Annotated in this window: 19 protein-coding genes and 1 pseudogene; 12 read left to right on the top strand and 8 right to left on the bottom strand. The window is 71.1% G+C overall.

Going from position 1 to position 23,261, the window contains the following annotated elements; genetic code table 11:
* Positions 1-62: 62 nt before the first annotated feature.
* On the bottom strand, positions 63-2,015 hold the full coding sequence (locus ACZ5XS_RS10150) for an APC family permease (RefSeq protein ID WP_468649634.1): 1,953 nt from the start codon (positions 2,013-2,015) through the stop codon (positions 63-65).
* 514 nt (positions 2,016-2,529) lie between these two features.
* Here ACZ5XS_RS10150 and ACZ5XS_RS10145 point away from each other — a divergent pair.
* The 5 genes from ACZ5XS_RS10145 to ACZ5XS_RS10125 all read left to right on the top strand — a co-directional run bounded on the left by ACZ5XS_RS10145 (position 2,530) and on the right by ACZ5XS_RS10125 (position 8,475).
* Positions 2,530-4,035, top strand: coding sequence for a glycoside hydrolase family 43 protein (locus ACZ5XS_RS10145; protein WP_468649632.1), 1,506 nt, complete (start codon positions 2,530-2,532; stop codon positions 4,033-4,035).
* Positions 4,036-4,218: 183 nt separating this feature from the next.
* Entirely contained in the window at positions 4,219-5,511 is a 1,293-nt protein-coding gene (locus ACZ5XS_RS10140; protein WP_468649630.1) for an extracellular solute-binding protein, read from the top strand.
* A gap of 6 nt (positions 5,512-5,517) precedes the next feature.
* On the top strand, positions 5,518-6,516 hold the full coding sequence (locus ACZ5XS_RS10135) for a carbohydrate ABC transporter permease (protein WP_468649628.1): 999 nt from the start codon (positions 5,518-5,520) through the stop codon (positions 6,514-6,516).
* Between the two features lie 68 nt (positions 6,517-6,584).
* Complete coding sequence (locus ACZ5XS_RS10130) at positions 6,585-7,349, top strand: carbohydrate ABC transporter permease (protein ID WP_468649680.1); 765 nt, start codon at positions 6,585-6,587, stop codon at positions 7,347-7,349.
* 55 nt (positions 7,350-7,404) lie between these two features.
* On the top strand, positions 7,405-8,475 hold the full coding sequence (locus ACZ5XS_RS10125) for an endo-1,4-beta-xylanase (protein ID WP_468649626.1): 1,071 nt from the start codon (positions 7,405-7,407) through the stop codon (positions 8,473-8,475).
* 215 nt (positions 8,476-8,690) lie between these two features.
* Here the strand turns inward: ACZ5XS_RS10125 and ACZ5XS_RS10120 are convergent, their stop codons facing one another.
* The 3 genes from ACZ5XS_RS10120 to ACZ5XS_RS10110 all read right to left on the bottom strand — a co-directional run bounded on the left by ACZ5XS_RS10120 (position 8,691) and on the right by ACZ5XS_RS10110 (position 11,211).
* Positions 8,691-9,770, bottom strand: a complete 1,080-nt coding sequence (locus ACZ5XS_RS10120; RefSeq protein ID WP_468649624.1) for a LacI family DNA-binding transcriptional regulator — start codon at positions 9,768-9,770, stop codon at positions 8,691-8,693.
* 234 nt (positions 9,771-10,004) lie between these two features.
* The gene (locus tag ACZ5XS_RS10115) at positions 10,005-10,211 is read right to left on the bottom strand and encodes a DUF5999 family protein (protein WP_217242136.1); all 207 of its coding nucleotides are present in this window, start codon (positions 10,209-10,211) and stop codon (positions 10,005-10,007) included.
* 415 nt (positions 10,212-10,626) lie between these two features.
* On the bottom strand, positions 10,627-11,211 hold the full coding sequence (locus tag ACZ5XS_RS10110) for a hypothetical protein (protein WP_217242135.1): 585 nt from the start codon (positions 11,209-11,211) through the stop codon (positions 10,627-10,629).
* A gap of 554 nt (positions 11,212-11,765) precedes the next feature.
* Here ACZ5XS_RS10110 and ACZ5XS_RS10105 point away from each other — a divergent pair.
* Together ACZ5XS_RS10105 and ACZ5XS_RS10100 are read left to right on the top strand one after the other, a co-directional pair.
* Positions 11,766-13,283 (top strand): glutamate-cysteine ligase family protein, encoded by a 1,518-nt coding sequence (locus tag ACZ5XS_RS10105; protein WP_468649621.1) that lies wholly within the window; start codon positions 11,766-11,768, stop codon positions 13,281-13,283.
* A gap of 259 nt (positions 13,284-13,542) precedes the next feature.
* Positions 13,543-14,343: a CPBP family intramembrane glutamic endopeptidase gene (locus ACZ5XS_RS10100; protein WP_468649619.1), complete on the top strand. Its 801-nt coding sequence runs from the start codon at positions 13,543-13,545 to the stop codon at positions 14,341-14,343.
* Between the two features lie 43 nt (positions 14,344-14,386).
* Here ACZ5XS_RS10100 and ACZ5XS_RS10095 read toward each other — a convergent pair whose 3' ends face one another.
* Complete coding sequence (locus ACZ5XS_RS10095) at positions 14,387-15,196, bottom strand: PhzF family phenazine biosynthesis protein (protein WP_468649617.1); 810 nt, start codon at positions 15,194-15,196, stop codon at positions 14,387-14,389.
* A 174-nt stretch (positions 15,197-15,370) separates the two neighbouring features.
* Between ACZ5XS_RS10095 and ACZ5XS_RS10090 the strand changes: the two genes are divergently transcribed.
* Positions 15,371-16,000, top strand: a complete 630-nt coding sequence (locus ACZ5XS_RS10090; protein WP_468649615.1) for a PadR family transcriptional regulator — start codon at positions 15,371-15,373, stop codon at positions 15,998-16,000.
* 90 nt (positions 16,001-16,090) lie between these two features.
* On the opposite strand, the gene ACZ5XS_RS10085 is transcribed toward ACZ5XS_RS10090, so the two are convergent.
* Entirely contained in the window at positions 16,091-16,522 is a 432-nt protein-coding gene (locus ACZ5XS_RS10085; protein WP_468649613.1) for a type II toxin-antitoxin system Rv0910 family toxin, read from the bottom strand.
* A 261-nt stretch (positions 16,523-16,783) separates the two neighbouring features.
* Between ACZ5XS_RS10085 and ACZ5XS_RS10080 the strand changes: the two genes are divergently transcribed.
* The 3 genes from ACZ5XS_RS10080 to ACZ5XS_RS10070 all read left to right on the top strand — a co-directional run bounded on the left by ACZ5XS_RS10080 (position 16,784) and on the right by ACZ5XS_RS10070 (position 19,581).
* Entirely contained in the window at positions 16,784-17,335 is a 552-nt protein-coding gene (locus ACZ5XS_RS10080) for a Clp protease N-terminal domain-containing protein (RefSeq protein WP_468649611.1), read from the top strand.
* A gap of 71 nt (positions 17,336-17,406) precedes the next feature.
* Positions 17,407-18,411 (top strand): EamA family transporter, encoded by a 1,005-nt coding sequence (locus tag ACZ5XS_RS10075; protein ID WP_468649609.1) that lies wholly within the window; start codon positions 17,407-17,409, stop codon positions 18,409-18,411.
* A 222-nt stretch (positions 18,412-18,633) separates the two neighbouring features.
* Entirely contained in the window at positions 18,634-19,581 is a 948-nt protein-coding gene (locus tag ACZ5XS_RS10070; RefSeq protein WP_468649607.1) for a DMT family transporter, read from the top strand.
* 40 nt (positions 19,582-19,621) lie between these two features.
* On the opposite strand, the pseudogene ACZ5XS_RS10065 reads toward ACZ5XS_RS10070, so the two are convergent.
* Both ACZ5XS_RS10065 and ACZ5XS_RS10060 read right to left on the bottom strand, forming a co-directional pair.
* A pseudogene (locus ACZ5XS_RS10065) lies at positions 19,622-20,257 on the bottom strand (FMN-binding negative transcriptional regulator).
* Entirely contained in the window at positions 20,257-20,940 is a 684-nt protein-coding gene (locus ACZ5XS_RS10060; RefSeq protein ID WP_468649605.1) for a pyridoxamine 5'-phosphate oxidase family protein, read from the bottom strand. The pseudogene ACZ5XS_RS10065 and the gene ACZ5XS_RS10060 overlap by 1 nt, the downstream one beginning before the upstream one ends.
* A gap of 35 nt (positions 20,941-20,975) precedes the next feature.
* On the opposite strand from ACZ5XS_RS10060, the gene ACZ5XS_RS10055 reads away from it, so the two are divergent.
* Positions 20,976-22,307 carry an aminotransferase class I/II-fold pyridoxal phosphate-dependent enzyme gene (locus ACZ5XS_RS10055; protein WP_468649603.1) on the top strand — a complete coding sequence of 444 codons (1,332 nt, stop codon included), beginning with the start codon at positions 20,976-20,978 and terminating at the stop codon, positions 22,305-22,307.
* Positions 22,308-23,261: the final 954 nt, after the last annotated feature.

The raw sequence follows: 23,261 nt of genomic DNA, 5'->3' as shown, positions 1-23,261 counted from the left end.
GGCCGTGAACGGTGGGTCGTGGAGGTGGGGCGGGGCGCGGCGAGGGCCCGCTGGTGGCGCGCTCAGCCGGTGTGGACGCGCGGCCGGCGGGGCCGGTCCGGTTCCGCCTCGCGCAGGACCTCCCGGGTGACCGGGGCGACCTCGCCCTGGCCGAAGAGGAAGAAGCGCAGGAAGTTGGCGAAGGGGTTGCCCTCGGTCCACTCGAAGTAGATGTGCGGGGTGCGGCCGGTCGCGTCGCGGACGTGCAGGAGCAGGGCGGCGAGTGCGTTCGGTATGGAGGAGGACTCCAGGGTCAGGACGCGGTAGCGGTCGTGCAGGACCTCGCCGCGTACGGTCAGGCCTGTCTCGAACTCGGACGGGTCCAGGACCGTGACCTCGACGAAGACGAAGTCCTCTCCGGGGATGTCGTTGTCCTCCCGGATCTGCTCGATCTTGTCGCGGTACTCGGCCTTGTCCCGCCGGTCGGGTTCGTTGGCGATGAACCGGATCTTGCGGCTGGCCATGTCCCGGATGAACCGTTCCGCCATGTCGTCCAGCGTCACGCCGGTCACCCGCAGTTCGAAGGCGCGGGCCAGCCGGGACAGCAGGGAGACCAGGATGATGCCGGCGATGAAGCAGGCGCCGATCTTCACGCCGTCGGGTCGTTCGATGACGTTCATGACGGTCGTGTAGAGGAAGACCGCCGAGATCACGGCGAAGGCGACGGTCCGGTTCCGCTGGCCGGCCTTGCGTGCGGCGATCGTCACCGCGATCGCGGCGGAGCTGATCAGCACCAGTACGCCGGTGGCGTAGGCGCCGCCCTGTGCGTCGACGCTCGCGTCGAAGATCCAGGTGACGAGGAAGGCGACGAGGGTGAAGACGATGACCATCGGACGCACCGCGCGGGCCCAGTGCGGGGCCATGCCGTAGCGGGGCAGGTAGCGGGGCATCAGGTTGAGGAGCCCGGCCATCGCGGAGGCGCCGGCGAACCAGAGGATGGCGATGGTCGAGACGTCGTAGACCGTGCCGAAGGCGCTGCCCAGGTACTCGTGCGCGAGGAACGCCAGGGCGCGTCCGTTCGCCTCGCCGCCCGGCTCGAACTCCTTCTCCGGGATCAGCAGCGTGGTGATGAAGCTGGTGGCGATCAGGAAGGCGCTCATGACCAGGGCGGCGGTGGTGAGCAGCTTCTTCGTGTCGCGGATCCGGCCGGCCGGCCGCTCGTCCGTGTCGTCCGGGTCGCCCTGGACGTGGGGCATGACCGCCACGCCGGTCTCGAAACCGGAGAGGCCGAGGGCGAGTTTGGGGAAGACCAGCAGGGCCACGCCGACCATGGCGAAGACGTTGCCGTGCTCGGCGGTCAGGGCGCTGGACCAGGCGGTGACCACGTGTCCGGCCGTGACGACGTGCCACAGGCCGACGAGCACGACGACGAGGTTCAGCGTCAGGTAGACGCCGACCAGGACGACCGCGACGCCGATCGCCTCGAGGAAGCCCTTGAGGAACACCGCGCCCAGCAGCGCCACGAGGATCAGTGTGATCAGGAGCTGTTTGTCGTGCAGCGTGGCGGTCAGGTGCGGGTTCTCGACGAGGTGGGTGGAGGCGTCCGCCGCCGACAGCGTGATGGTGATCAGGAAGTCGGTCGCGGCGAAGCCGAGCAGGGTCAGGACGAACAGCTTGCCCTTCCAGAAGGACAGCAGCCGCTCCAGCATCGCGATCGAGCCCTCGCCCCGGGGGCTCTCCTCGGCCACTCTCCGGTACACGGGCAGGGCGCCCGCGAGGGTGACGATCACCAGCACGATGGTCGCCACGGGAGACAGCAGGCCGGCGGCGAGGGCCGCGATGCCCGGCTGGTAGCCGAGGGTCGAGAAGTAGTCGACGCCGGTGAGGCACATGACCCGCCACCAGCGCCGGCCCGTGTGCGCGGGTTCGGGTGTGGCGTGCGGGCCCTGGGGGCCGCCGCCCTTGCCCATGTCGGTCAGGCCTTCCAGCATCCAGGAGCGCAGAGGACTGGGCGGGGGGTGTTCGGTGGTGGCCATCGGGCGTGCTCCTGGGGTACGGCTCAGCGTGTCGATCCGGCCATCATGTGTACGGCCGGATCAGCGTAAGCGGAGAGTGAAGCCAGGGCCGACGGATGGCGGGGCTGAGCGCGTCAAGCTTCCGTTAAGAACGTCTGGTGGACGTCAGCAGCAGGTCAAGCAGGTTGCCACCCGGTCCGACGGCCGGTAGGCGGGGTGCGTGCCATGCGGGGAGACCGTCCGCAGGCGGGCACCCGGAGTCATGACGTACGGCCTTTTCCGGCCGCCCTGCGCGAGCGGTGCCCCCACTCGGGGACGGAGACACCGGCCAGTCCGCACGGCACCCCTGAAGGAGCACACCGCGGCGGACTCCCGGCCTCGTCGGCTCCCCCGCCGCCTGAACGCCGGGAACCGGGGCGAGCACGGCTGACGGCGTCTTGCCGCGGCTCTCAGGGCCCCCTACAGTGCGCCCCGTAACGTTCGTTGGATCATCCGAAAGTTTCGCCCGTGGCGACGCTCGAAGGGACTGACGCGCATGCGGACGTACGGCAATCCCGTGATCGGTGGCTTCCATCCGGATCCCAGCGTGTGCCGGGTCGGTGACGACTACTATCTCGTGTGCTCGAGCTTCGAGTACTTCCCCGGTGTCCCGCTCTTCCACAGCCGTGATCTCGTGCACTGGCGTCAGATCGGCAACGTGCTGGACCGGCCGGGGCAGTTGGAGCTGCCCGACGACACAGTGGCCTCCGGTGGCATCTACGCCCCGACGATCCGGCACCATGACGGCCGCTTCTACATGATCACGACCAATGTGTCCGGCAAGGGCAACTTCCTCGTGAGCAGCGATCGCCCCGAGGGTCCGTGGTCCGACCCGGTGTGGATCGATCTGCCGGGTATCGACCCCGACCTGGCCTGGGACGACGACGGGAACTGCTGGTGCGCGGTCTCCGGGGTCCGGGTCGCGCGCATCGACCCGGTGACCGGCAAGGTGCTGGAAGGTCCCCTTCCGGTGTGGTCGGGGACGGGACTTCAGCATCCCGAGGCACCGCATCTCTACCGGATCGGCGACTGGTGGTACCTGATGCTGGCCGAGGGCGGCACCGCGCACGGCCACAGCGTCTCGATCGCCCGGGCCCGCGATCCGCGCGGCCCCTACGAGCCGGCGCCGGCCAACCCGGTTCTCTCCCACAGCGGCACCGGTTCGCCGATCCAGTGCACCGGACACGCCGACCTGGTCCAGGCGCCCGACGGCACCTGGTGGATGCTGCTCCTCGCCACGCGCCCCCGCGGCTTCTTCCCGTCCTTCCACGTCCTGGGACGGGAGACCTTCCTGACCCCGGTCGAGTGGGCGGACGGCTGGCCCCGCGTCGGACCGGTGCGCGAGCGGCATCCGGCGCCGGGCGCCTGGCAGCCCGCCGAACTCCCGCCGGAGCGCGACGACTTCGACGCCGGGCAGCTCGCCCCGCACTGGATCTCCCCGCGCACCAGGCCGACGGGCGCCTGGTCGCTCGGTGAGCGGCCGGGGTGGCTGACCCTGCGGGCGGCCGGGGACAGTCTCGACCGGCCGGGACACACCTTCGTCGGACGCCGTCAGCAGCATCCGGAGTGCCGGGTGGCGGCGCGTCTGGATCCCGGAACCGCCCGCGCGGGCCTGTCCGTTCGCCTGGACGAGGCCCACCACTACGACGTCGAGGTCGCCGGGGGCGAGGTGAGCATCGTCGCCCGGATCGGTCCGGTACGGCAGCGTCTCGTCCGCCGGCCCGTGCACGCGGGGCCGGTCACGCTGGTCGTCGAGGTGCGTACGACGTCCCCCGTGCCGCCGACCGCCAGGAGTTCCCGGGACCGGGCGCCGGGAGTCAGACCAGGGGGCCCCGACGCGGTCGTCTTCTCGATCGAAGGCGGTGAACCGCTGGCCGAGTTGGACGGCCGCTACCTGTCCACACAGGTCGCCGGCGGCTTCACCGGTCGTGTGATCGGCATGTACGTCACCGAGGGCAGCGCGTCCTTCGACTGGTTCGCGTACACCCCGTCGAGCTCCTGAAGCAGCCGCTTTCCGGAACAAGTCGGCGGCGGACTCGCTCAACATTCCCCGCGTACAAGGGGTTGCCACCGTTTGGGAGCTGTCTCTAGGGTGCGGCAACAACGAACCTTTCTGGATCAACTCCGAAACTTTCGGTCCAGCGGACAGGCGTGGACGCGCCGTCCCGTACCCAAGGAGCGCAAAATGGGCGACCCGGCACTGTCCCGCCGCGGGTTCCTGGCGGCGTCCGCCGCGGCCGGTCTGGGCATGACGGCACTGAGCGGCTGCGGCGGCGACTCGGACGGAGGGTCGTCGGGGACGACCACCGTCGAGTGGTGGAACATCTCGACCACCGAGCCCACCAAGGGCGTCTGGGCCGCACTGGCCAAGAAGTTCGAGGCCCAGAACCCGAAAGTGAAGATAAAGATCGTTCAACTGGAGAACGACGCCTACAAGTCGAAGATGACCGCGCTGACCGCCTCCGGGAAGCTCCCGGACATCTTCCACACCTGGGGTGGCGGCGTGCTGAAGCAGCAGGTCGACGCGGGGCTCGTCGAGGACCTGACGGACCGCACCAAGCCGTGGGCCGACGGGCTGCTGTCGGTCGCGAAGGAGCCGTACCTGATCGACGAGAAGGTGTACGGCATCCCGTTCGACATCGGCATGATCGGCTTCTGGTACAACAAGGCGCTCTTCAAACAGGCCGGCATCAGCGCGCCCCCCACCACCTGGAGCGGCTTCCTCGACGCCGTGGGCAAGCTGAAGGCCAAGGGCATCACCCCCCTCGCCCTGGCGGGCAAGGAGACGTGGACCGGCATGTACTACTGGGCCTACCTCGCGATGCGCACCGCCGGCGCCGAGGCACTGCAGAAGGCCAACGACGACAAGGACTTCACCGGGGCCGAGTTCGTCGAGGCCGGCGAGCACCTCAAGGAACTCGTCGACCTCAAGCCCTTCCAGAAGGGCTTCCTCGGCGCCGCCTACTCCAGCCCCACCGGCCAGGCCGCCGCGGTGGGCAACGGCAAGGCCGCGATGGAACTCATGGGCCAGTGGGCCCCGGTCGTCGAGGCGGACGCCGGCAAGGGACTCGGTGACGACCTCGGCTTCTTCCCGTTCCCGGAGGTCGAGGGCGGCAAGGGAGCCATCACCGAGGTCTTCGGCGGGGGCGGCGGGCACGCTCTGCGGCAGGGCGCACCGCAGGCCGCCGTCGACTTCCTGAAGTTCTTCGCCTCCGAGGCCACCGACCTGGAACTCGTGAAGAAGACCAGCGTCCTCCCGGTGGTTCCGAGTGCCGAGAGCGCCATCGCCGACCCGAACATCAAGGCCGTACAGGCGCAGTTGAAGAGCGCCACCGGTTTCCAGCTCTACCTCGACCAGGCGTACGCGCCCGCCCTCGGCCAGGAGGTCAACGACAGTGTCGGCGCGCTGATCGCCGGCTCCAAGTCCCCCGAACAGGTCACCGAGTCGATCACCAAGGTCGCGAAGGAAGAGCAGTAGCCGACGATGACCTCCACGTTCCTTCCCGACGAACGGACCGGCCCCGACGTCGGCTTGCCGCCCCCGGACGCAGGCAGCGCCCGGGGGCGGGCCCGGCGCCGCACGCTCAACTGGTTCACCGCGATCGGCTTCCAGCTGCCCGCCCTGGTGCTCTTCGGCGTGCTGGTGCTGCTGCCGATCCTGTTCGCCCTGTACGCCGCGTTCTTCCGCTGGGGCGGCTTCGGCATGCCGTCCGACTACATCGGGGTCGACAACTTCACCCGGCTCTTCGGCGACCCCGTCTTCCTCGGTGACCTGTGGCGCTGCCTGGTCCTCGTCCTGCTGTCGCTCGCCCTGCAGCTGCCCTTCGCGCTCGCCATGGCCGTCCTGCTCAACCAGAAGGTGCGCGGCCGGGCCGTCTACCGGATGCTGTTCTTCGCGCCGTACGTGCTGTCCGAGGCCATCACCGGCGTGCTGTTCAGCATGATCTTCGCGCCGGACGCCGGACTCGCCGACCGCCTGCTGGGCGGGATCGGCCTGGACGGGCTGGGCGGGGAGTGGTTCGCCGACCCCTCCACCGTCATGGCGACCCTCTTCCTCGTCATGACCTGGAAGTACTTCGGCTTCCACATGATGCTCTACCTCGCCGGACTCCAGTCCATCCCCCGGGAGCTGACCGAAGCGGCGCTCATCGACGGCGCCGGACCCTGGCAGCGCTTCCGCAACGTCACCCTGCCGCTGCTCGCGCCGACCCTGCGGATCAGCGTCTTCCTGTCCGTCATCGGATCCATCCAGCTCTTCGACCTGGTGTGGGTGACCACCGCGGGCGGCCCCGACCACCACTCCGAGACCATGGCCGTGACCATGTTCCAGTACGGCTTCAAGCGCTACCAGGTCGGATACGCCAGCGCGATCAGCGTGGTCATGTTCGGCATCAGCCTCGTCTTCGCCCTCGCCTACCAGCGGTTCGTGCTCCGCCGCGACCTCGAAGGAGCGACCACGACGATGAGAGGAGGCGGGAAGTGACGACCGCTCAGAAGCCCCGTGGGAAGTCACTGCCGGTGCACGTCGTTCTCATCGTCGCCGGCGCGGTGATGGTCGTGCCGCTGCTCTACGCGATGGTCTCCGGCTTCAAGTCCACCGACGAACTCTCCCGCAACCCGATCGGGCTGCCCGACTCCTGGGTGATCTCCAACTACACCGACATCCTCGGCTCGGGCGCCTTCTGGCAGCTGCTCGGCAGCAGCACGCTCATCGCCGTGGGGACGACCGTCATCGTCGTCGCGGCCTCCGCGCTCGCCGCGTTCTCCTTCGCCCGGTTCGCCTTCCGGGGGCGGGAGGTGCTGTTCACCCTGTTCACGATGGGGCTGATGTTCCCCTTCGCGGTGGCGGCCCTGCCGCTGTTCCTGCTGCTGCGCTCCATGGGCCTGCTGGACAACCCGCTCGGTGTGATCCTCCCGCAGGCCGCGTTCGGACTGCCCATGACGATCATCATCCTGCGCGGCTTCTTCCGGCAGATCCCGGGGGAGCTGGAGGAAGCGGCCACGCTCGACGGGTGCACCCCGTTCGGGTTCTTCTGGCGGGTGCTGCTGCCCATGGCACGGCCGGCGCTCGGCACCGTGTCCGTCCTCGCCGTCGTCACCAGCTGGAACAACTTCTTCCTGCCGCTGCTGGTGTTCACCGAGTCCACCTGGTGGACCATCCCGATCGGCGTCCAGCAGTTCCAGGGCCAGTACTCCGCGGACACCGCCAAGGTCTTCGCCTACCTGGTGCTGGCCATGGTCCCCGCCCTCGCCTTCTACTCGGTCGCCGAGCGCCAGCTCGTCGGCGGCCTCACCGCCGGTGCGACGAAGGGCTGACCCGCGCCGGCGGACGTACGGCTCACCCACACAACCGCACGTGAGGAGTCGCACCATGCGCACTACGACGATCCGCTCCCGCACCCGGCTCAGACTCGCCGGCGCCCTCGCGACCGTCCTGGTCACCGCGGGCATCGCCACCGGGCCTGCCGCCCAGGCGGGCGAGGAGCACGGCAGGCAGCCCACGCTCGCCGACCTGGCCGAGCGCCACGGCCGCTACTTCGGCAGCGCCACCGACAACCCCGAACTCGTCGACGAGCCCTACAAGGCCATTCTCGGCAGCGAGTTCGACCAGATCACACCCGGCAACGGCATGAAGTGGTACGCCACCGAACCCCAGCAGGGGGTCTTCGACTGGTCCAAGGGCGACGAGATCGTGAACCTCGCCCGTGCCAACCACCAGAAGGTGCGCGGGCACACGCTGGTGTGGCACAGCCAGCTGCCCGACTGGCTCACCGGCCGCGACTGGACGGCGACCGAACTGAGGGCCGTACTGAAGAAGCACATCCAGGCGGAGGTACGGCACTACAAGGGCAAGATCTACGCCTGGGACGTCGTCAACGAGGCGTTCAACGAGGACGGCACCTACCGCGAGACGATCTTCTACAAGACGCTCGGCCCCGGCTACATCGCCGACTCGCTGCGCTGGGCCCACCAGGCCGACCCGAAGGCCAAGCTCTACCTGAACGACTACAACGTCGAGACCATCGGCCCGAAGAGCGACGCGTACCACAAGCTGGCCAAGGAACTCCGGGCGCAGGGTGTGCCGCTCCACGGCTTCGGCCTCCAGGCCCACCTGGCACTCCAGTACGGCTATCCGACCACGCTGGAGGACAACCTCCGCCGCTTCTCCCGGCTCGGCCTGGACACCGCGCTCACCGAGGTGGACGTCCGCATGTACGTGCCCGCGGACGAGGCGAAGCTGGCCACGCAGGCCGAGTGGTACCGCGACCTGACCGAGGCCTGCCTCGCGGTGCGCCGGTGCGTGGGCATCACGCTGTGGGACTACACCGACAAGTACTCGTGGATCCCCGCGTTCTTCGAGGGCGAGGGCGCGGCGCTCCCGTGGGACGAGCAACTGGCGCCCAAGCCGGCGTACTTCGCGATCCGGGAGGCGCTGAGGTAAGGACCCGTTGCTCCGGCGTTCGTGAGGGGGCGCCGGAGCAACGCCCCGTTCCCGGGCTCCCACGAGGGGGGTGCCCGGGAACGGGGGTCTGTGGGCTCTGACGTTCGGGACGGGGCGGGAGCGGCGGGGACTGAGGGCGGGTCATCGGCACTGGCTGGGTGGTGACTGAGGTCTGGCCACCGGCGCCGGCTGCGCGCAGGTGGCGCAGGGCCTGGTCATCCGGTGCGGTCCGGCGACGACGGTGGCCAGGTTCCGGTCAGCGGTGCCGTGCTCGCCCTCACCACCAGTTCCGTGCCCAGCTCCACCCGTGGGGAGTCCGGCTGTTCGTCGTGCGCCAGCCGGAGGACCGTGCGGGCGGCCAGCTTGCCCATGTCGGCGAGGGGCTGGCGGACCGTGGTGAGCGGCGGGGCCGACCAGCGGACTTCCGGAAGGTCGTCGAAACCGACCAGGCTCATGTCCTCCGGGACGCGCAGGCCACGTCGGCGCAGCGCCTCGATCGCGCCGAGTGCCATCTGGTCGCTGGCCGCGAACACCGCGGTCGGCGGTTCGGACAGGTCGAGCAGGGCGTTGCAGCCGGCGAAGCCGGACTCCGGGCGGAAGTCGCCGGGGACGACGAGCGCGTCGTCCACCGCGAGGCCGGCGCCCTCGAGCGCGGCGCGGTAGCCGTCGAAGCGGGCCCGGGAGCAGAGCAGCCGGGGCGGGCCCGCGATCAGGCCGATCCTGCGGTGGCCCAGCGACAGCAGGTGTTCGGTGGCCGCCATGCCGCCCGCCCAGTTGGCGGCCCCGACCGTCGGGACGTCGAGGGCGGGGGAGCCGGCCGGGTCGACGACCACCAGCGGGACGCCGAGGATGCGCAACTCGTCGTGCAGGACCGGCTCCAGCGCCGAGGTGACGAGGATGACGCCGTCGGAGGCACGGGCCCGCAGATTGCGCATCCACTCGCGGGCGTCGCCCGTGCGGCCGTGGATCGCCGACACCACAGTGCCGACCCCGGCCGCGTGCGCGACCTCCTCCACGCCCCGGATGATCTCCACCGACCAGGGGCTGTCGAGGTCGTTGAAGACGAGGTCGAGCAGGGCGGCGCGGGTGCCGGGAGCCGCGGGCCGCTTGCGGTAGCCGTGCCGTCGCAGCAGGTCCTCGACCCGCGCCCGGGTCTGCGGCGAGACGTCGGACCGGCCGTTGACGACCCGGGACACCGTCGGCACCGAGACTCCGGCCCGCCGGGCGATCTCCGTGATCGTGATCTTCCCCCGGGCCTCGGGCGCCGTCTCGGCGTCGGCCTCGCGTGCTGCCACTTCCCCACCTCCGTACCGACTCCCTCGAAACTTCCAGGAGTCTTCCGGAAAAGGGGTGACCGTGGGAAGGGGCACCGGGAAGTGGAGTGGACCGGGCGCAGCGGACGATCAGAACCCGCACGGGGGGTTACACGGAGTGACTGTCCTCGGACATGCGTCGGGGCCGGTGCGCAGTCGGCGCTGCGTGCCGGCCCCTCGGTACTCCGGGCGGTGCGGCGTGCCGCCCGGTGGCGCTCAGGCGGCGGTCATCACCTGTGCGGTGCCCAGCGGGCGGTGCGGGTCGATGACCCGTCCGTCCGGCAGGAGCTCACCGGTGTCCTCGAAGAGCAGAACGCCGTTGCACAGCAGGCTCCACCCCTGTTCCGGGTGGTGCGCCACGAGACGGGCGGATTCCCGGTCGGCGGAGTCGGCTGTCGGACACGGTGTCTGGTGCTGGCACATGGGTGGGATCTTTCGCTCTGTCGTGATGGATGGGCTTGCTGTGGTGTCTGTCCCGCGGCGTGAAGCGTCGTTCATGCCGGCCCCCGTTGTGATAAGTCGGTCGGAACCCAGTGTTGCCCCACGGGCGGCAATCCGCAGGGATTTCGCAGCACCGCTTCTCACAGGTTGATGACGCATCACTCGCGCGGACGGTTCATTCCAACTGCACTGTCACTTCGGGTGGTTCGCGGTGGCCGAATAGGGCTAGTCCGCATGGGTAACAGGCCCGATCCGGCTCGTACGAGCCATTAAGTGCTCGTACGAGCGAATGGGTCGATGGGAATCTCGGTATGAGCCTAAAGGGTGTCGGAAACAGCGTCGTACCCCGCCACCCGGAATTCGGGTACGGGGTACGAAGGTCGCCGCGACGAGGATGTCAGGCCGGTGAGCCCAGCAGCGGGGCCGGAGTCACCCGATGGGTCAGTACCGGCAGCAGGTCGGCCACCCGGTGCGGACGGTGCGCGGCGATTCCGGGTGGTGCCGGCGCCAGCGGTACGAGCAGGTCCGTGGCGGCGGGGTGGCCGGTGGCGCCGTCCGCGGTGCAGTCGCCGTGCAACCAGAGCGTGAGCATGTAGAGACGGGGTACCGACAGCAGTCGTGGTTGATAGGGCTGCGTCATGTTCTCCGCCTGGCGCAGTGCCTGCTCGGTGGAGGCGATGTACGGGCCCTCGAAGAAGCGGGAGAACGCCCAGCCGTCGGGGGTCAGCATGGTCTCCGCCGCGGCCACCGCACGGTCGCCGCAGCGGATCAGGAAACGCCAGCCGGCCAGCCGGGTGGCGGGGGCGCCCGCGGTGTCGACGCCGTCCAGGACGTGCACCGGCAGGGGGAGTTCGGGAGTGAGGGGGCCCTGGGCGTGCAGCAAGGAAGGAGTTCGGGCTTCACGGACCGCGGTGGGGGAACCCAGCGCGGTGAGGACGGAGCGAAGTGCGGGCGCGGGAGCCGGGAGGACATGCAGCGGCATGGTGGGTCGCCTCTCATTCGACAGGCACGGTGGCACGAGGGCGGGGCTGGGCGGACGGCGCTGTCAGCTCACGTGGTCAGAGAGGCGGGGGCCGTGGTCCGGTGACCAGGGGTGCACGCGAGGCCTGCCGTGCGTCACCTGATGGCAGGATCGAAGGGCCGCGGGCGCCAGCCTTCTGCCTTGTTCGCGGAGTTTATACGACACATGTTCAGACGATGTTTCGTCTAGCTGTTTCCGGCGAGGAGAACAAGGGTCCATTCGGTCGGCGATTCGCGGTAATCATCCCGGTTCCCGGCCGGCTGCGCGGCGGTGACCTCGGAAAACACCGGGAGGGCGGACGGCCCATTCTTGTCGGCGTTTTTCACGAGCTCTTTGGGGAACTCGAAGTGCGCCGTGCACCATGCCTGGTGAATGTGCCAGGGGGCACATCCATCAGAGTAGCGGCTGCCGGTCCCGCCCGTGACGTTATCGATCGTCTCGGCTGGGCATCATCCCACCTGACCCGGACACCGGCGGCCGGCCTTCGGCCCGCCCATGCGAGGAGGGACCCTGCGATGGGGGAGAAGGTCGTGGCAGGTCAGTTCGACCTGTCCGATCGCCAGCGCTACCGCGACAAGCTCCGCCGGAACCTGACGGGGCTGGAGCGACTCCTGGCCGAGAAGCGGTTCGACCGCCCCAGGAACCTCATGGGGCTGGAGATCGAACTGAATCTCACCGGGTCCGACGGTATGCCGAAAATGCTCAATGCGCAGGTGCTCGAACGCATCGCAAGCCGAGATTTCCAAACAGAACTCGCCATGTTCAACCTGGAAGTCAACATAGCCCCACACCCATTGGGTGGGAGGGTATTCGACCGGCTGGCCGAGGAACTCCGCACCTCGCTGGCGTATGCCGACAGGAAAGCGGGAGAGCTCGACGCGGGAATCGTGATGATCGGCATTCTGCCGACCCTCGACCGGGACGACCTGGTGTCCTCGAACCTCTCCGACGTCGACCGTTACGTCCTGCTCAACGACCAGATCGTGGCCGCCCGCGGCGAGGACTTCGCCCTCGACATCGACGGCGTGGAGCGCCTGACCTGCAGCTCGAAGTCCATCGCGCCCGAGGCCGCCTGCACCTCCGTGCAGCTCCACCTCCAGGTCACTCCGCACCGCTTCCCCGACGTGTGGAACGCCGCCCAGGCCGTCGCCGCCGCCCAGATCGCCGTGGGCGCCAACTCGCCGTTCCTGTTCGGCCGCGAGCTGTGGCGCGAGTCGCGGCCGCCGCTGTTCCAGCAGTCCACCGACACCCGCCCGCCCGAACTCCAGGCCCAGGGCGTGCGCCCCCGCACCTGGTTCGGCGAGCGGTGGATATCCTCCGCGTACGACCTCTTCGAGGAGAACCTGCGCTACTACCCGGCTCTGCTGCCCATCTGTGACGACGAGGACCCGCTGGAGGTCCTTGACGGGGGCGGCATCCCGAAGCTCGCCGAGCTCGTCCTGCACAACGGAACCGTCTACCGCTGGAACCGCCCGGTCTACGGCATCGCGGACGGCGTCCCGCACCTGCGCGTCGAGAACCGCGTGCTGCCCGCCGGTCCCACCATCACCGACGTCATCGCCAACGCGGCCTTCTACTACGGCCTCGTGCGCGCCCTCGCCGAGGAGTCGCGGCCCATCTGGAGCAGGCTGCCGTTCGAGACCGCCGCAGCCAACTTCGACGCCGCGTGCCGGCACGGCATCGACGCCCGCCTCACCTGGCCCCGGCGCGGCCGGTACGGCGGCACGACCGAGGTCGACGCCGTCAGTCTCGTACGGGACGAGCTGCTGCCGCTGGCCGCGACCGGACTCGACGCGTGGGGCATCGAACCCGCCGACCGGGACCTGTACCTCGGCGTCATCGAGGAACGCTGCCGACGCCGGGTCAACGGTGCGTCCTGGCAGGCCGCGACCTTCCACCGGGCCCTGGAGAGCGGCCTGTCCCGGGAGGCCGCACTGGCCGCGACGACCCGGTGGTACCGCGAGCTGATGCACAAGGGCGAGCCGGTGCACACCTGGCCGGTGGGGCTGCCGGAGCCGGTGCCGCTGGGCTGAGGTGAGGAAGCGGGCACCGGTCGGTGCCCGCACCCCGCTGCCACGATCGTCTCGAGGATCATCGAGTGGACCCGGAACGGCTCGCCGGCCTCGTGGACGGTGTCACCGGTGGTCCGGTGATCGGTCACGACCGGGGGTCGCCGCCGCCCGTCCCATACTGATCGGGCAAGCTGTGATGTCCCATGACGGTGGTGGCCCTCCCTGTTGAGTCCCGGCCGGCCGTGGGGATGCGGCGGGATCACTCAACTTGGAGGCAGGTGTGCAGTCCGAGGCGGGCTCGGTGGCCGGTTCCTTTCCTGAGGAGCGGCCCTCACGACGGGTCCTTCGGGACGAGACCCTGCTCGTTCTGGGGGTCTCGCTCGGTGCGAGTGGTGTGTCCGCCCTGATCAGCTTTGTCGGTTCGGTCACCAAACCGGGAGGCCTCAAGGACCAGGCGGCCACCCTCAACGCATCGGCCGCCCCCGGTCGTCCCTGGCTGGATCTCGCCTGGCAGCTGTTCGGGATCGCCTCGGCGCTGGTGCCCGTGGCGCTGGTCGCGCACTTCCTGCTCCGCGAGGGGCGGGGCCTGCGCACCCTCGGCTTCGACCGCACCCGGCCCTGGCCCGACCTGGGCCGGGGGGCCGCGGTCGCGGCGGTCATCGGCAGCACCGGGATCGCCTTCTACCTGGCGGCGCGCGGCCTCGGCTTCAACCTCACCGTGGTGCCCGAGGCGCTGCCCGAGGTGTGGTGGAAGTATCCGGTGCTGATCATGTCCGCGATGCAGAACGCGATCCTCGAAGAGGTCATCGTGGTGGGCTATCTGCTGCGCCGCCTCGGCCAGTTGGGCTGGACGCCCGGCACCGCGCTGATGGCCAGTTCCGTACTGCGCGGCTCGTACCACCTCTACCAGGGCATCGGCGGCTTCATCGGCAACATGGTGATGGGCGTCGTGTTCGTGTACCTGTACCGCCGCTGGGGCCGCGTGGGCCCCCTGGTGGTGGCGCATTCCCTGCTCGACATCGGGGCGTTCGTGGGCTACGCGCTGCTGGCGGGGAAGGTGGGCTGGCTGCCGACGGCGTGAGCCGACGGCGGCATGCCCTGCCCTGCGCCCTCCGCCGGCCTGATCAGGCCAGCAGCTCGCCCTCGATCACCGTCACCGCGTGGCCGGTCAGCAGGGTGCGGTCGCCGCGCAGTTCCGTACGGACCAGCCCGGAGCGCGCGGAGGCCTGGAGGCCCGTGAGGCCGGGGCGGCCGAGGCGCTCGGACCAGTAGGGGCCGAGCGCCGTATGTGCGCTGCCCGTGACCGGGTCCTCGTCGATGCCGAGGCGGGGGAAGAAGCAGCGGGAGACGAAGTCGTAGCCGCGGGCGGGGTCCTCGGCGCGGGCGGTGACGATGACGCCGCGCTCGGAGTGGGCGACGAGGGCCTTGAGGTCGGGCGCGAGGGAGCGGACCGTCTTCTCGTCGGGGAGCTCGACGAGCAGGTCGCCGAGGTTCGGCCCGGTGTCGAAGGCGGTCAGCGGCTCGGCGCCGAGGGCCACGGCGACACCGGCCGGGAGCTCGACCGCGGTGAGCGGTGCCGTCGGGAAGTCCAGCGTGATCGAGCCGTCCTCGCGGGGGATCGCGAGGAGCACACCGCTGCGCGTGGCGAACCGCACCGGGCCCTCGTGGGCACCGGTGGTGTGCAGGACGTGGGCCGTGGCGAGCGTGGCGTGACCGCACAGGGCGACCTCGGCGGCGGGCGTGAACCAGCGCAGCGCCCAGTCGGCCTCGCCGCCTGCGGGCAGCCGGTGGGCGAACGCCGTCTCGGCGTGGTTGACCTCCAGGGCGATGCTCTGGAGCCGGTCGTCCGCTAAGAAGGCGTCGAGGAGCAGGACGCCGGCCGGGTTGCCGGCGAAGGGACGGTCGGTGAAGGCGTCGACGATTCGGATGCGCATGTCTCGACGCTAGGGGCTCTCCTGAGGCGGGGGCCAAGGCCAATTCCTCCCAACTGGCCCCATTCGGGGGCGGTGTCGGGTGAGGAGGCCCCGGCTCGAGGTCTTGCCATGCGAACGCTTCCGATATATCGTTAACGCATCGCGACAGATCAACGATGGAATGGAGTGATGGCGATGCGTTCCCACGGATTCGAACGTGGACATGGCGGCGCCGGCCGCGAGGGCGGCCGAGGCGGCTTCGACGGTCGGCGGGGTGCCTTCGGGCCCTTCGGGCCGGGTGGCCCCGGTGGCGGTCCCGGCTTCGGCGGACCGGGCTTCGGGCCGGGGCCCTGGGGGCCCCGGGGACGAGGCGGACCGCGGGGGAGGGCGCGGCGCGGTGACGTGCGCGCGTCGATCCTGGCCCTGCTGAAGGACCGGCCCATGCACGGGTACGAGATGATCCAGGAGATCGCCGAGCGCAGTGGCGGGGCGTGGAAGCCCAGTCCCGGCTCGGTGTACCCCACCCTCCAGCTGCTGGAGGACGAGGGGCTGATCATCAGCGCCTCCGAGGGCGGCAAGAAGCTGTTCTCGCTCACCGACGCCGGCCGCACCGCGGCCGAGGAGGGCCCTGAGGCGCCCTGGGAGGAAGCCTCCCGTGGTGTCGACTGGGAGGCTCTGGGTGAGATCCGCCAGGCCGGCTTCGGTCTGATGGAGGCGTTCGGGCAGGTCTGGAAGACCGGCAGCAAGGAACAGCGCGAGAAGGCGGTCGGCGTGATCAACGACGCCCGCAAGAAGCTGTACCTGATCCTCGCCGATGAGGACTGAGCGCCCTGCGGCAGTGAGGCGGCGCCCCGTGGAATGATCCGCGGGGCGCCTTCGCGTGGGCGGCCGGGCAGCCCTGTGGCCGGAGGGCCGTCAGCTCACCAGGCCCGCCAGCTTGCGCAGCGACTCGTTCAGGGCAGCCGTCGCCGAGTCCTTGAGCTTGCCCGCCATCAGCGAGACGGCGGCGCCGGTGAACTCGCCGTCGATGCGGACCGTGGTGGCGTCGTCGCCGTCGGGGGTGAGGGTGTAGCGCGTGGCGACGGTCACGGCCATCGGGCCCTGGCCGCGGATCGCGAGTACCCGGGCCGGCTCCAGTTCCTCGATGGTCCACTCGACCTCGGCCGGGAACCCCATGAGTTTCATGTTCTCCCGGAACGTCCCGCCCGCGGCGAGGCTTTGCGGGCCGCCCTCGGGGAAGCTGGTGTGGGTCGTGTTCCACTCGCCGTACGCGGACCAGTCGGTCAGCCGGTCCCAGACCTTCTCCGCGGGTGCCTGGATCCGTGCCTCCGCGCTGACTTCGGCCATGCGACCACCTCTCCGTGTCGGGCTGGGGTGTCGCGGAACGTAGCCGCAGGCCCCGGAACATTCAATACTGACGAGCCATCAGAAATGCTTCGGGTGGGCGCGTCCGGCGCGAGGCAAGGCGGCGCGCGCCCCTCGGGGCATCAGGGTGTGATCTCATCCGTAAGGAGGAGATTCCGGCCTGCGGGGTCCCCTTCCCGTGGGACGGGAAGATGCTTCCTTTCGCGGATGACCCGAGAGGGCGGGACTGATGGGGTAGGGGGTGTGCAAGCCCGTATCCACCGGCAGTCGGCCCAAGGGCCCGGCGGCCGGCCCCCGGTCCTCCCGGACAACGATGCCAGGCCCAGTGCCGAACTGGCAGCGGTGCTCTCCGGCGCCCGTCGGCGGGCGGTCCGGGACGGCGACCGGCAGATCGACACGGCCCACCTGCTGCACTCCCTCCTGGAGAGCGACCCGGAGGTGCGGGAATTCTTCGACGCCGAACCGCAGTTCGCCCGCCTCCTGGGCTACCTCGTGCAACGCAGCATCGGATACGGGCTGCGCTGGCAGGGCACTGTCGAGGACTCCGGCGCCGTACCGGTCGTGACCGGGGCGGAGGGCTTCTCGCCGCTGGCCGCGGGGGCGATGGAGTACGCCAGGGCGCGCGCCGCCCGGCGTGGCGGCGGCCCGGCCCGTGGCATCGACCTGCTCGCGGCGATCGTCGTGGACCCGCAGGCGCGGGCCGTCGAGGTGCTGGGCCGGGCCGGGATCGACGCGACGGATGTGCTCGTCCGGGTGGACCGCCGCCTCGCGGCGAATCCGGTGAGCGGAACGTAGGGAACAGTTCCGGTCCAACCGCTGAGACAGGTGTCAACGGGGGTGACGCTCATGTCATCGCCTGTCATCATGTGCCGGTGCATACGTCTGAGAGCAGTCAGGGCAACCGCGGAAGGGGCGTCGGGCTCGGCCTGGCGCTCGCGTCCGCGCTCGCCTTCGGCGGATCAGGAGTCGCGGCCAAGCCGCTCATCGAAGCGGGCCTCGACCCGCTCCACGTGGTGTGGCTGCGGGTGGCGGGCGCGGCCGTGGTGATGCTGCCGGTCGCCGTACGCCACCGCGCGCTGCTGCGCCGCCGCCCCGCCCTGCTCGCCGGCTTCGGTCTGCTCGCGGTGGCCGGCGTCCAGGCCTGCTACTTCGCCGCGATCTCCCGCATACCCGTCGGGGTCGCACTGCTCGTCGAGTACCTCGCACCCGCCCTCGTGCTCGGCTGGGTGCGGTTCGTGCAGCGGCGGCCGGTGACGCGTGCCGCCGCACTCGGCGTGGTCCTCGCGGTCGGCGGACTCGCCTGTGTCGTCGAGGTCTGGTCGGGTCTGAGCTTCGACGCCCTCGGTCTGCTGCTCGCGCTCGGTGCCGCCTGCTGCCAGGTCGGCTACTTCGTCCTGTCCGACCAGGGCAGCGACTCCGGCTCCGAGGCCCCCGACCCGCTCGGAGTCATCGCGTACGGCCTCCTCGTCGGCACCGCCGTACTGACCGTCGTGGCGCGTCCCTGGAACATGGACTGGTCCTTGCTCGCCCGCAGCGCGGACATGGACGGTAGGCCGGTGGCCGCCGGTCTGCTGCTCACCTGGATCGTGCTCGTCGCCACCGTGCTCGCCTACGTCACCGGGGTGGTCTCGGTGCGCCGGCTCTCGCCGCAGGTCGCCGGTGTCGTGGCCTGCCTCGAAGCGGTCATCGCCACCGTCCTCGCCTGGGTGCTGCTCGGCGAGCACCTTTCGGCACCGCAGATCATCGGTGGCACGGTCGTCCTGACGGGAGCGTTCATCGCCCAGTCGTCGGCGCCCGCCAAGGGCTCCCCGGAGCCGGTGGCGAGCGGTGGCACGGAAAGTGAGTTGTCGGCCCGCGGAACCGCCACCTAGGCTCCCGATCATGCACCTGCACCGCATCGTTCTTCCGCCGCCGGCCGCCTGAGGCGGGCCATCCGGCGAAGCGGGGTGTCCGAGACCCACTCCGAGACCCCCTGAGCCCGGCAGCACACCGCCGGGCGGAACGGTGCCGCCCGCAGACGAAGTCCGCGGACCCCGCCCAGCGGGCGTCCTTTCCCGAACTTCAGCGCACCTTGCGCACTGCGGAGAGAACGCGTGTCGAATGCTGCTTCCGGCCTGCCCATCGGGCGAGGCCTTCTCTACCTGATCGTCGCCGGCGTCGCCTGGGGCACCGCCGGCGCGGTCGCTTCCCTGGCCTATGGCGCCAGTGACATCGGACCCGTCGCCCTGTCCTTCTGGCGCTGCGCGGCCGGGCTCGTCCTGCTGCTCGCCGCCCGCCGCCTGCTAACGGGCGGCGCGCGGACGGCCGTACGGGAACCGCTGCGTCACAAGGCGCGGCGGGCCGGTGTCACGGGGGTCTGTCTGGCCGTGTTCCAGACGGCCTACTTCGCGTCCGTCGAAGCCACCGGCCTCGCCGTGGCCACCGTCGTCACCCTCGGCGCCGGTCCCGTCCTCATCGCGCTCGGCGCGAGGCTGACCCTGGGGGAGCGGCTGGGACGGGGCGGGGCGCTCGCCGTCGTCGGGGCGCTCGCCGGGCTCGGGGTGCTGATGCTCGGGGGCGAGGACGCGTCCGTGCGCCCCTGGGGTGTGCTGTTCGGGCTGGTGTCGGCGGCCGGGTGCTGTGTGATGACCCTGGTCACGCGGGGGCGGGGCCGGGACGGCGGTGCGGACGCCGCGAGTACGTCCGTGTGGACGCTCGCGGTCACGAGCCTGTGCCTGCTGCCGTTCGCCCTGGCCGAGGGGTTGGTGCCGCACACCGCGGAACCCGGCCTGCTCCTGTGGCTGTTGGCCTACATCGCGGCCGTCCCCACGGCCCTCGCCTACGCCCTCTACTTCGCGGCCGCCGCGGTCGTCCGGTCCACCACCGTGTCCGTGATCATGCTGCTGGAACCGGTGGGAGCCGCGGTGCTCGCCGTGGTGCTGCTCGGTGAACGGCTCACCCCCACCACGCTGGCCGGCACCCTGCTGATGCTCGGGTCGGTCGCCGGGCTCGCGGTGGCGGAGAAGCGAGGTGACCTGGACGGGGAACCGGTGCTCATGTGACGCGGAGTGGCCCTTCCCGACGGGAAGGGCCACTCGTCGCTCAGGTTCCGCGCCGGTTCAGCAGGTGCTCGCGCGCCGCCGCGTCCCGCGGGCCGCCGCGGTCCGCGAGGCCGGCCGCGATCCGGTCCTGGACCTCCGCGGGCCGGTGTCCCGCGTACTTGAACTTCGCCCGGACGGCGACCATGTCGAGCAGCATCCCGCGGATCCCGGCCGGCAGTCTGCCGTACGGCGCCTCACCCACCGCGGCCCGTGCGGAGCCGCCCTCCGGCTGGAAGTGGCCGAGGTGCCGGTCGAGGAGCGCGGCCTTCTCGGCCGGATCGTCCAGGACCTGGGCCGTGCAGCGGAAGCTGGACCGCCGCGTACGGGCTCGTCGGGGTGCCGTGCTCGGAAGGGCTGTCCGGCGGCGCCTGCCAGGGACCGGGGACCTGGACATGGTCGTCGACCACGCTCAGCACGACCTCCGGATTCGCCTCCAGGGCCTGCCACCGGGGTGGTTCGGACGGGCCAGGTGCGTCAGCACCTCGCCGCGCTCGGCGTCGTAGGCGAAGTGCAGGGGCTGGACGTACGGCGGCTCGCCCGGAAGGCCGTTGACGGCGAGCTGTCAAAAGTCGTGGACGGCCGGCCGGCCCTGCCGTTCGGCATCGTCGCGGGGCGCGTCCCAGGGGTGGATCAGCATCAGAGGGCCCGGAGGTAGTCGGGGACCGCGGTCCCGGGGGCCAGGCCGGCGTCGCCGAGAGGAGTCTCGTAGCCCTTGCGCAGCGGGACGACTCCGGCCCAGTGCGGGAGGGCGAGGTCCTCGGGCTCGTCGTTGACACCGCCGGTGCGGAGCTTGGCGGAGACCTCGTCGAGGTCGAGGCGGATCACGGCGGTGGCGGCGAACTCCTTCTTGTTGGCCGGCCGCGAGTCCCGGGACCGGCCCGGTACGACGTGGTCGACCAGCGCGTCCAGGGCCAGCCGCTTCTCCTCGGGGTCCGTCACGTCATGGGCGATGCCGTGCACGACGACCGACCGGTAGTTGATCGAGTGATGGAAGGCCGAGCGGGCCAGGATCAGCGCGTCGACGTGCGTGACCGTCAGGCACACGGGGAGCCCGAGGTCGGCCTGTCCGGTCATCCGCAGCGGGCGCGAACCCGTCGAGCCGTGGACGTACAGCCGCTCGCCGACCCGGCCGTACAGCGTGGGCAGCACGACCGGGGCGCCGTCACGGACGAAACCCAGGTGGCAGACGTAGGCCTCGTCGAGTATCGCGTGCACCAACTCCCTGTCGTAGGAGGCCTTGTGCGCGGCGCGGGTGGGGACGGTGCGGTCGGTCGGGGCGTAGGCGGCGGGCTGCGTCGTCGTCTGCTGGGTCCCCTGCATTGCACTCTCCATTGCACTAGTGCATAATTAGCTTTGTGCTAGGAGATTATCGGATCACGGGCCGGCGTGCAGCAGAGATTTCGGCGAGCATCGAGCAGGCGGTGGGCGCCGGTGGACTGCCCCCCGGTCAACTCCTGCCTCCCATGCGGGAGTTGGCGACCGAACTGGGCGTGAATCCCAACACCGTCGCGGCCGCGTACCGCACCCTGCGCGAGCGCGGGGTCATCGAGACCGCCGGGCGCCGGGGCAGCAGGGTGCGGCCCAAGCCGGCCACGACCGGGCGCGAGCACATCCGCGTGGACGTGCCAGAGGGCGTGCGGGACGTGTCGAACGGCAACCCGGACCCCGCGCTGCTGCCCTCCCTCGCGCAGGCGTTCGCGGCGGCCGCCGAGCAGAGCGACCGGCGGCCGGTCATGTACGGAGACGATCCCGTCGAGCCGGAGTTGGCGCGGCTCGCACGAGCCGGACTGGACGCCGACGGAGTGCCGGACGGGCCCCTCGCCGTCGTGTCGGGCTCGCTGGACGCCATCGAGCGGATCCTCGCCGCCCACCTCAAGCCGGGGGACGTCGTCGCGGTGGAGGATCCGGGATGGGGTGGTCTGCTCGACCTCGTCCCGGCGCTCGGGCTGCGCACCGCCCCCGTGCGGATGGACGACGAGGGGCCGCTCCCGGACGACGTGCGGCGGGCTCTGGAGTCCGGGGCGCGCGCCCTGATCGTCACCGACCGGGCGCAGAACCCGACGGGGGCGGCGGTGAGCGCCACACGCGCGCGTGCCCTGAGGTCCGTGCTCCTGGCGTATCCGGAGACCCTGCTGATCGAGGACGACCACGGCCACGGCATCGTCGACCTGCCTCTGCATCCCCTCGCGGAAGTCACCCGCAGCTGGGCCTTCGTGCGCTCGGCCGCCAAGGCGTACGGCCCCGACCTGCGGCTCGGCGTGTTCACCGGGGACGCCGTCACCGTCGACCGGGTGCGCGGACGGCAGCGGCTCGGGCCCGGCTGGGTCAGCCGGATCACGCAGGAGGCCGTGCGGCGGCTGTGGGCCGACGGCGCTCTGGACACGCCGGCGGTGGCGGCCGCGTACCGGGCGCGCCGGACACTGCTGATCGACGCGCTGGCGGTCCGCGGTGTCGAGGCCCACGGGCGCTCCGGTCTGAACGTGTGGATCCCCGTGCCCGACGAGACCGGAGCGGTCGCCCGGCTGCTGCACTCCGGCTGGGCCGTGGCGCCCGGCGCCCGCTTCCGGATGAGCGCACCGCCCGGAATCCGGATCACCGTCGCGACACTCGCCGAGCATGAGACCGGCCCGCTGGCGGACGCGGTCGCCTCCGCCGTCAGGCCGGCCCCGGTTCGCGGTTACGTCTAGGACCTGGCTTCGGTGAGGGACTGCGCGGGGCTGTCCTGGCTGTCCCGGCTGTCGGCGGGAGCGCCGGGGACGGACCCGGGGTCGAACGGGGGTTCGGACTCGGTAGGCGCCCCGGGAGCGGCCCCCCGTACGGGAGCGGGCCCGGCCCCGTCCCTGGCCCCGTCCCCGGACCTGGCCCCGTCCCCGTCCCGGGCCTGGATCCGGACTCGGACCTGGACCTGGCCCCGTCCCGGGCCTGGATCCGGACTCGGACCTGGACCTGGCCCCGTCCCCGGGCCTGGATCCGGACTCGGACCTGGACCTGGCCCCGTCCCCGGGCCTGGATCCGGACTCGGACCTGGACCTGGCCCCGTCCCGGGCCTGGATCCGGACTCGGACCTGGACCTGGACTCGGACCTGGACCTGGACCTGGACCTGGACTCGGGCACGGACCTGGACCTGGACCTGGACCTGGACCTGGACTCGGGCACGGACCTGGACCTGGACCTGGACCTGGACTCGGGCACGGACCTGGACCTGGACCTGGACCTGGACCTGGACCTGGACTCGGGCACGGACCTGGACCCGGGCACGGACCTGGACCTGGACTCGGGCACGGACCTGGACCCGGGCACGGACCTGGGCACGGGCCTGGGCCCGGACCCGGCCCCGGCCCCGGACCTGGATTCGGCCTCGGACCTGGACCTGGACCTGGCCCCTGACCTGGGTCCGGACTCGGACCTGGATCCGGACCCAGGCGCGAACCTGGGCGCGGCCCCAGGCCTCGGCCCGGCCCCGGAAGCGGGCCCGGTCCCGGTCCTGGCCCCGTCCCCGGACCTGGACCCGGACCCAGGCACGAACCTGGGCGCGGCCCCGGCCCCGGACCCGGGTGCAGGCGCGGCGCCGGCCCCGGGAGCGGGTACGGACGGGGGCCCGGTCCCGGTCAGAGCCCCAGCCCCGGCCCCGGGCTCTGAA

This window comes from Streptomyces sp. NPDC033131 (assembly GCF_055578365.1).
The sequence above is the reverse complement of the archived record's forward strand: the minus strand, read 5'-3'. Positions and strand labels throughout refer to the sequence as shown.

What these genes read in the sequence shown, in the direction of transcription:
- ACZ5XS_RS10150 (WP_468649634.1), bottom strand. Translation starts at nt 2,015, where the DNA reads ATGGCCACCACCGAACACCCCCCGCCCAGTCCTCTGCGCTCCTGGATG.
- ACZ5XS_RS10145 (WP_468649632.1), top strand. Translation starts at nt 2,530, where the DNA reads ATGCGGACGTACGGCAATCCCGTGATCGGTGGCTTCCATCCGGATCCC.
- ACZ5XS_RS10140 (WP_468649630.1), top strand. Translation starts at nt 4,219, where the DNA reads ATGGGCGACCCGGCACTGTCCCGCCGCGGGTTCCTGGCGGCGTCCGCC.
- ACZ5XS_RS10135 (WP_468649628.1), top strand. Translation starts at nt 5,518, where the DNA reads ATGACCTCCACGTTCCTTCCCGACGAACGGACCGGCCCCGACGTCGGC.
- ACZ5XS_RS10130 (WP_468649680.1), top strand. Translation starts at nt 6,585, where the DNA reads ATGGTCGTGCCGCTGCTCTACGCGATGGTCTCCGGCTTCAAGTCCACC.
- ACZ5XS_RS10125 (WP_468649626.1), top strand. Translation starts at nt 7,405, where the DNA reads ATGCGCACTACGACGATCCGCTCCCGCACCCGGCTCAGACTCGCCGGC.
- ACZ5XS_RS10115 (WP_217242136.1), bottom strand. Translation starts at nt 10,211, where the DNA reads ATGTGCCAGCACCAGACACCGTGTCCGACAGCCGACTCCGCCGACCGG.
- ACZ5XS_RS10110 (WP_217242135.1), bottom strand. Translation starts at nt 11,211, where the DNA reads ATGCCGCTGCATGTCCTCCCGGCTCCCGCGCCCGCACTTCGCTCCGTC.
- ACZ5XS_RS10105 (WP_468649621.1), top strand. Translation starts at nt 11,766, where the DNA reads ATGGGGGAGAAGGTCGTGGCAGGTCAGTTCGACCTGTCCGATCGCCAG.
- ACZ5XS_RS10095 (WP_468649617.1), bottom strand. Translation starts at nt 15,196, where the DNA reads ATGCGCATCCGAATCGTCGACGCCTTCACCGACCGTCCCTTCGCCGGC.
- ACZ5XS_RS10090 (WP_468649615.1), top strand. Translation starts at nt 15,371, where the DNA reads ATGCGTTCCCACGGATTCGAACGTGGACATGGCGGCGCCGGCCGCGAG.
- ACZ5XS_RS10085 (WP_468649613.1), bottom strand. Translation starts at nt 16,522, where the DNA reads ATGGCCGAAGTCAGCGCGGAGGCACGGATCCAGGCACCCGCGGAGAAG.
- ACZ5XS_RS10060 (WP_468649605.1), bottom strand. Translation starts at nt 20,940, where the DNA reads ATGCAGGGGACCCAGCAGACGACGACGCAGCCCGCCGCCTACGCCCCG.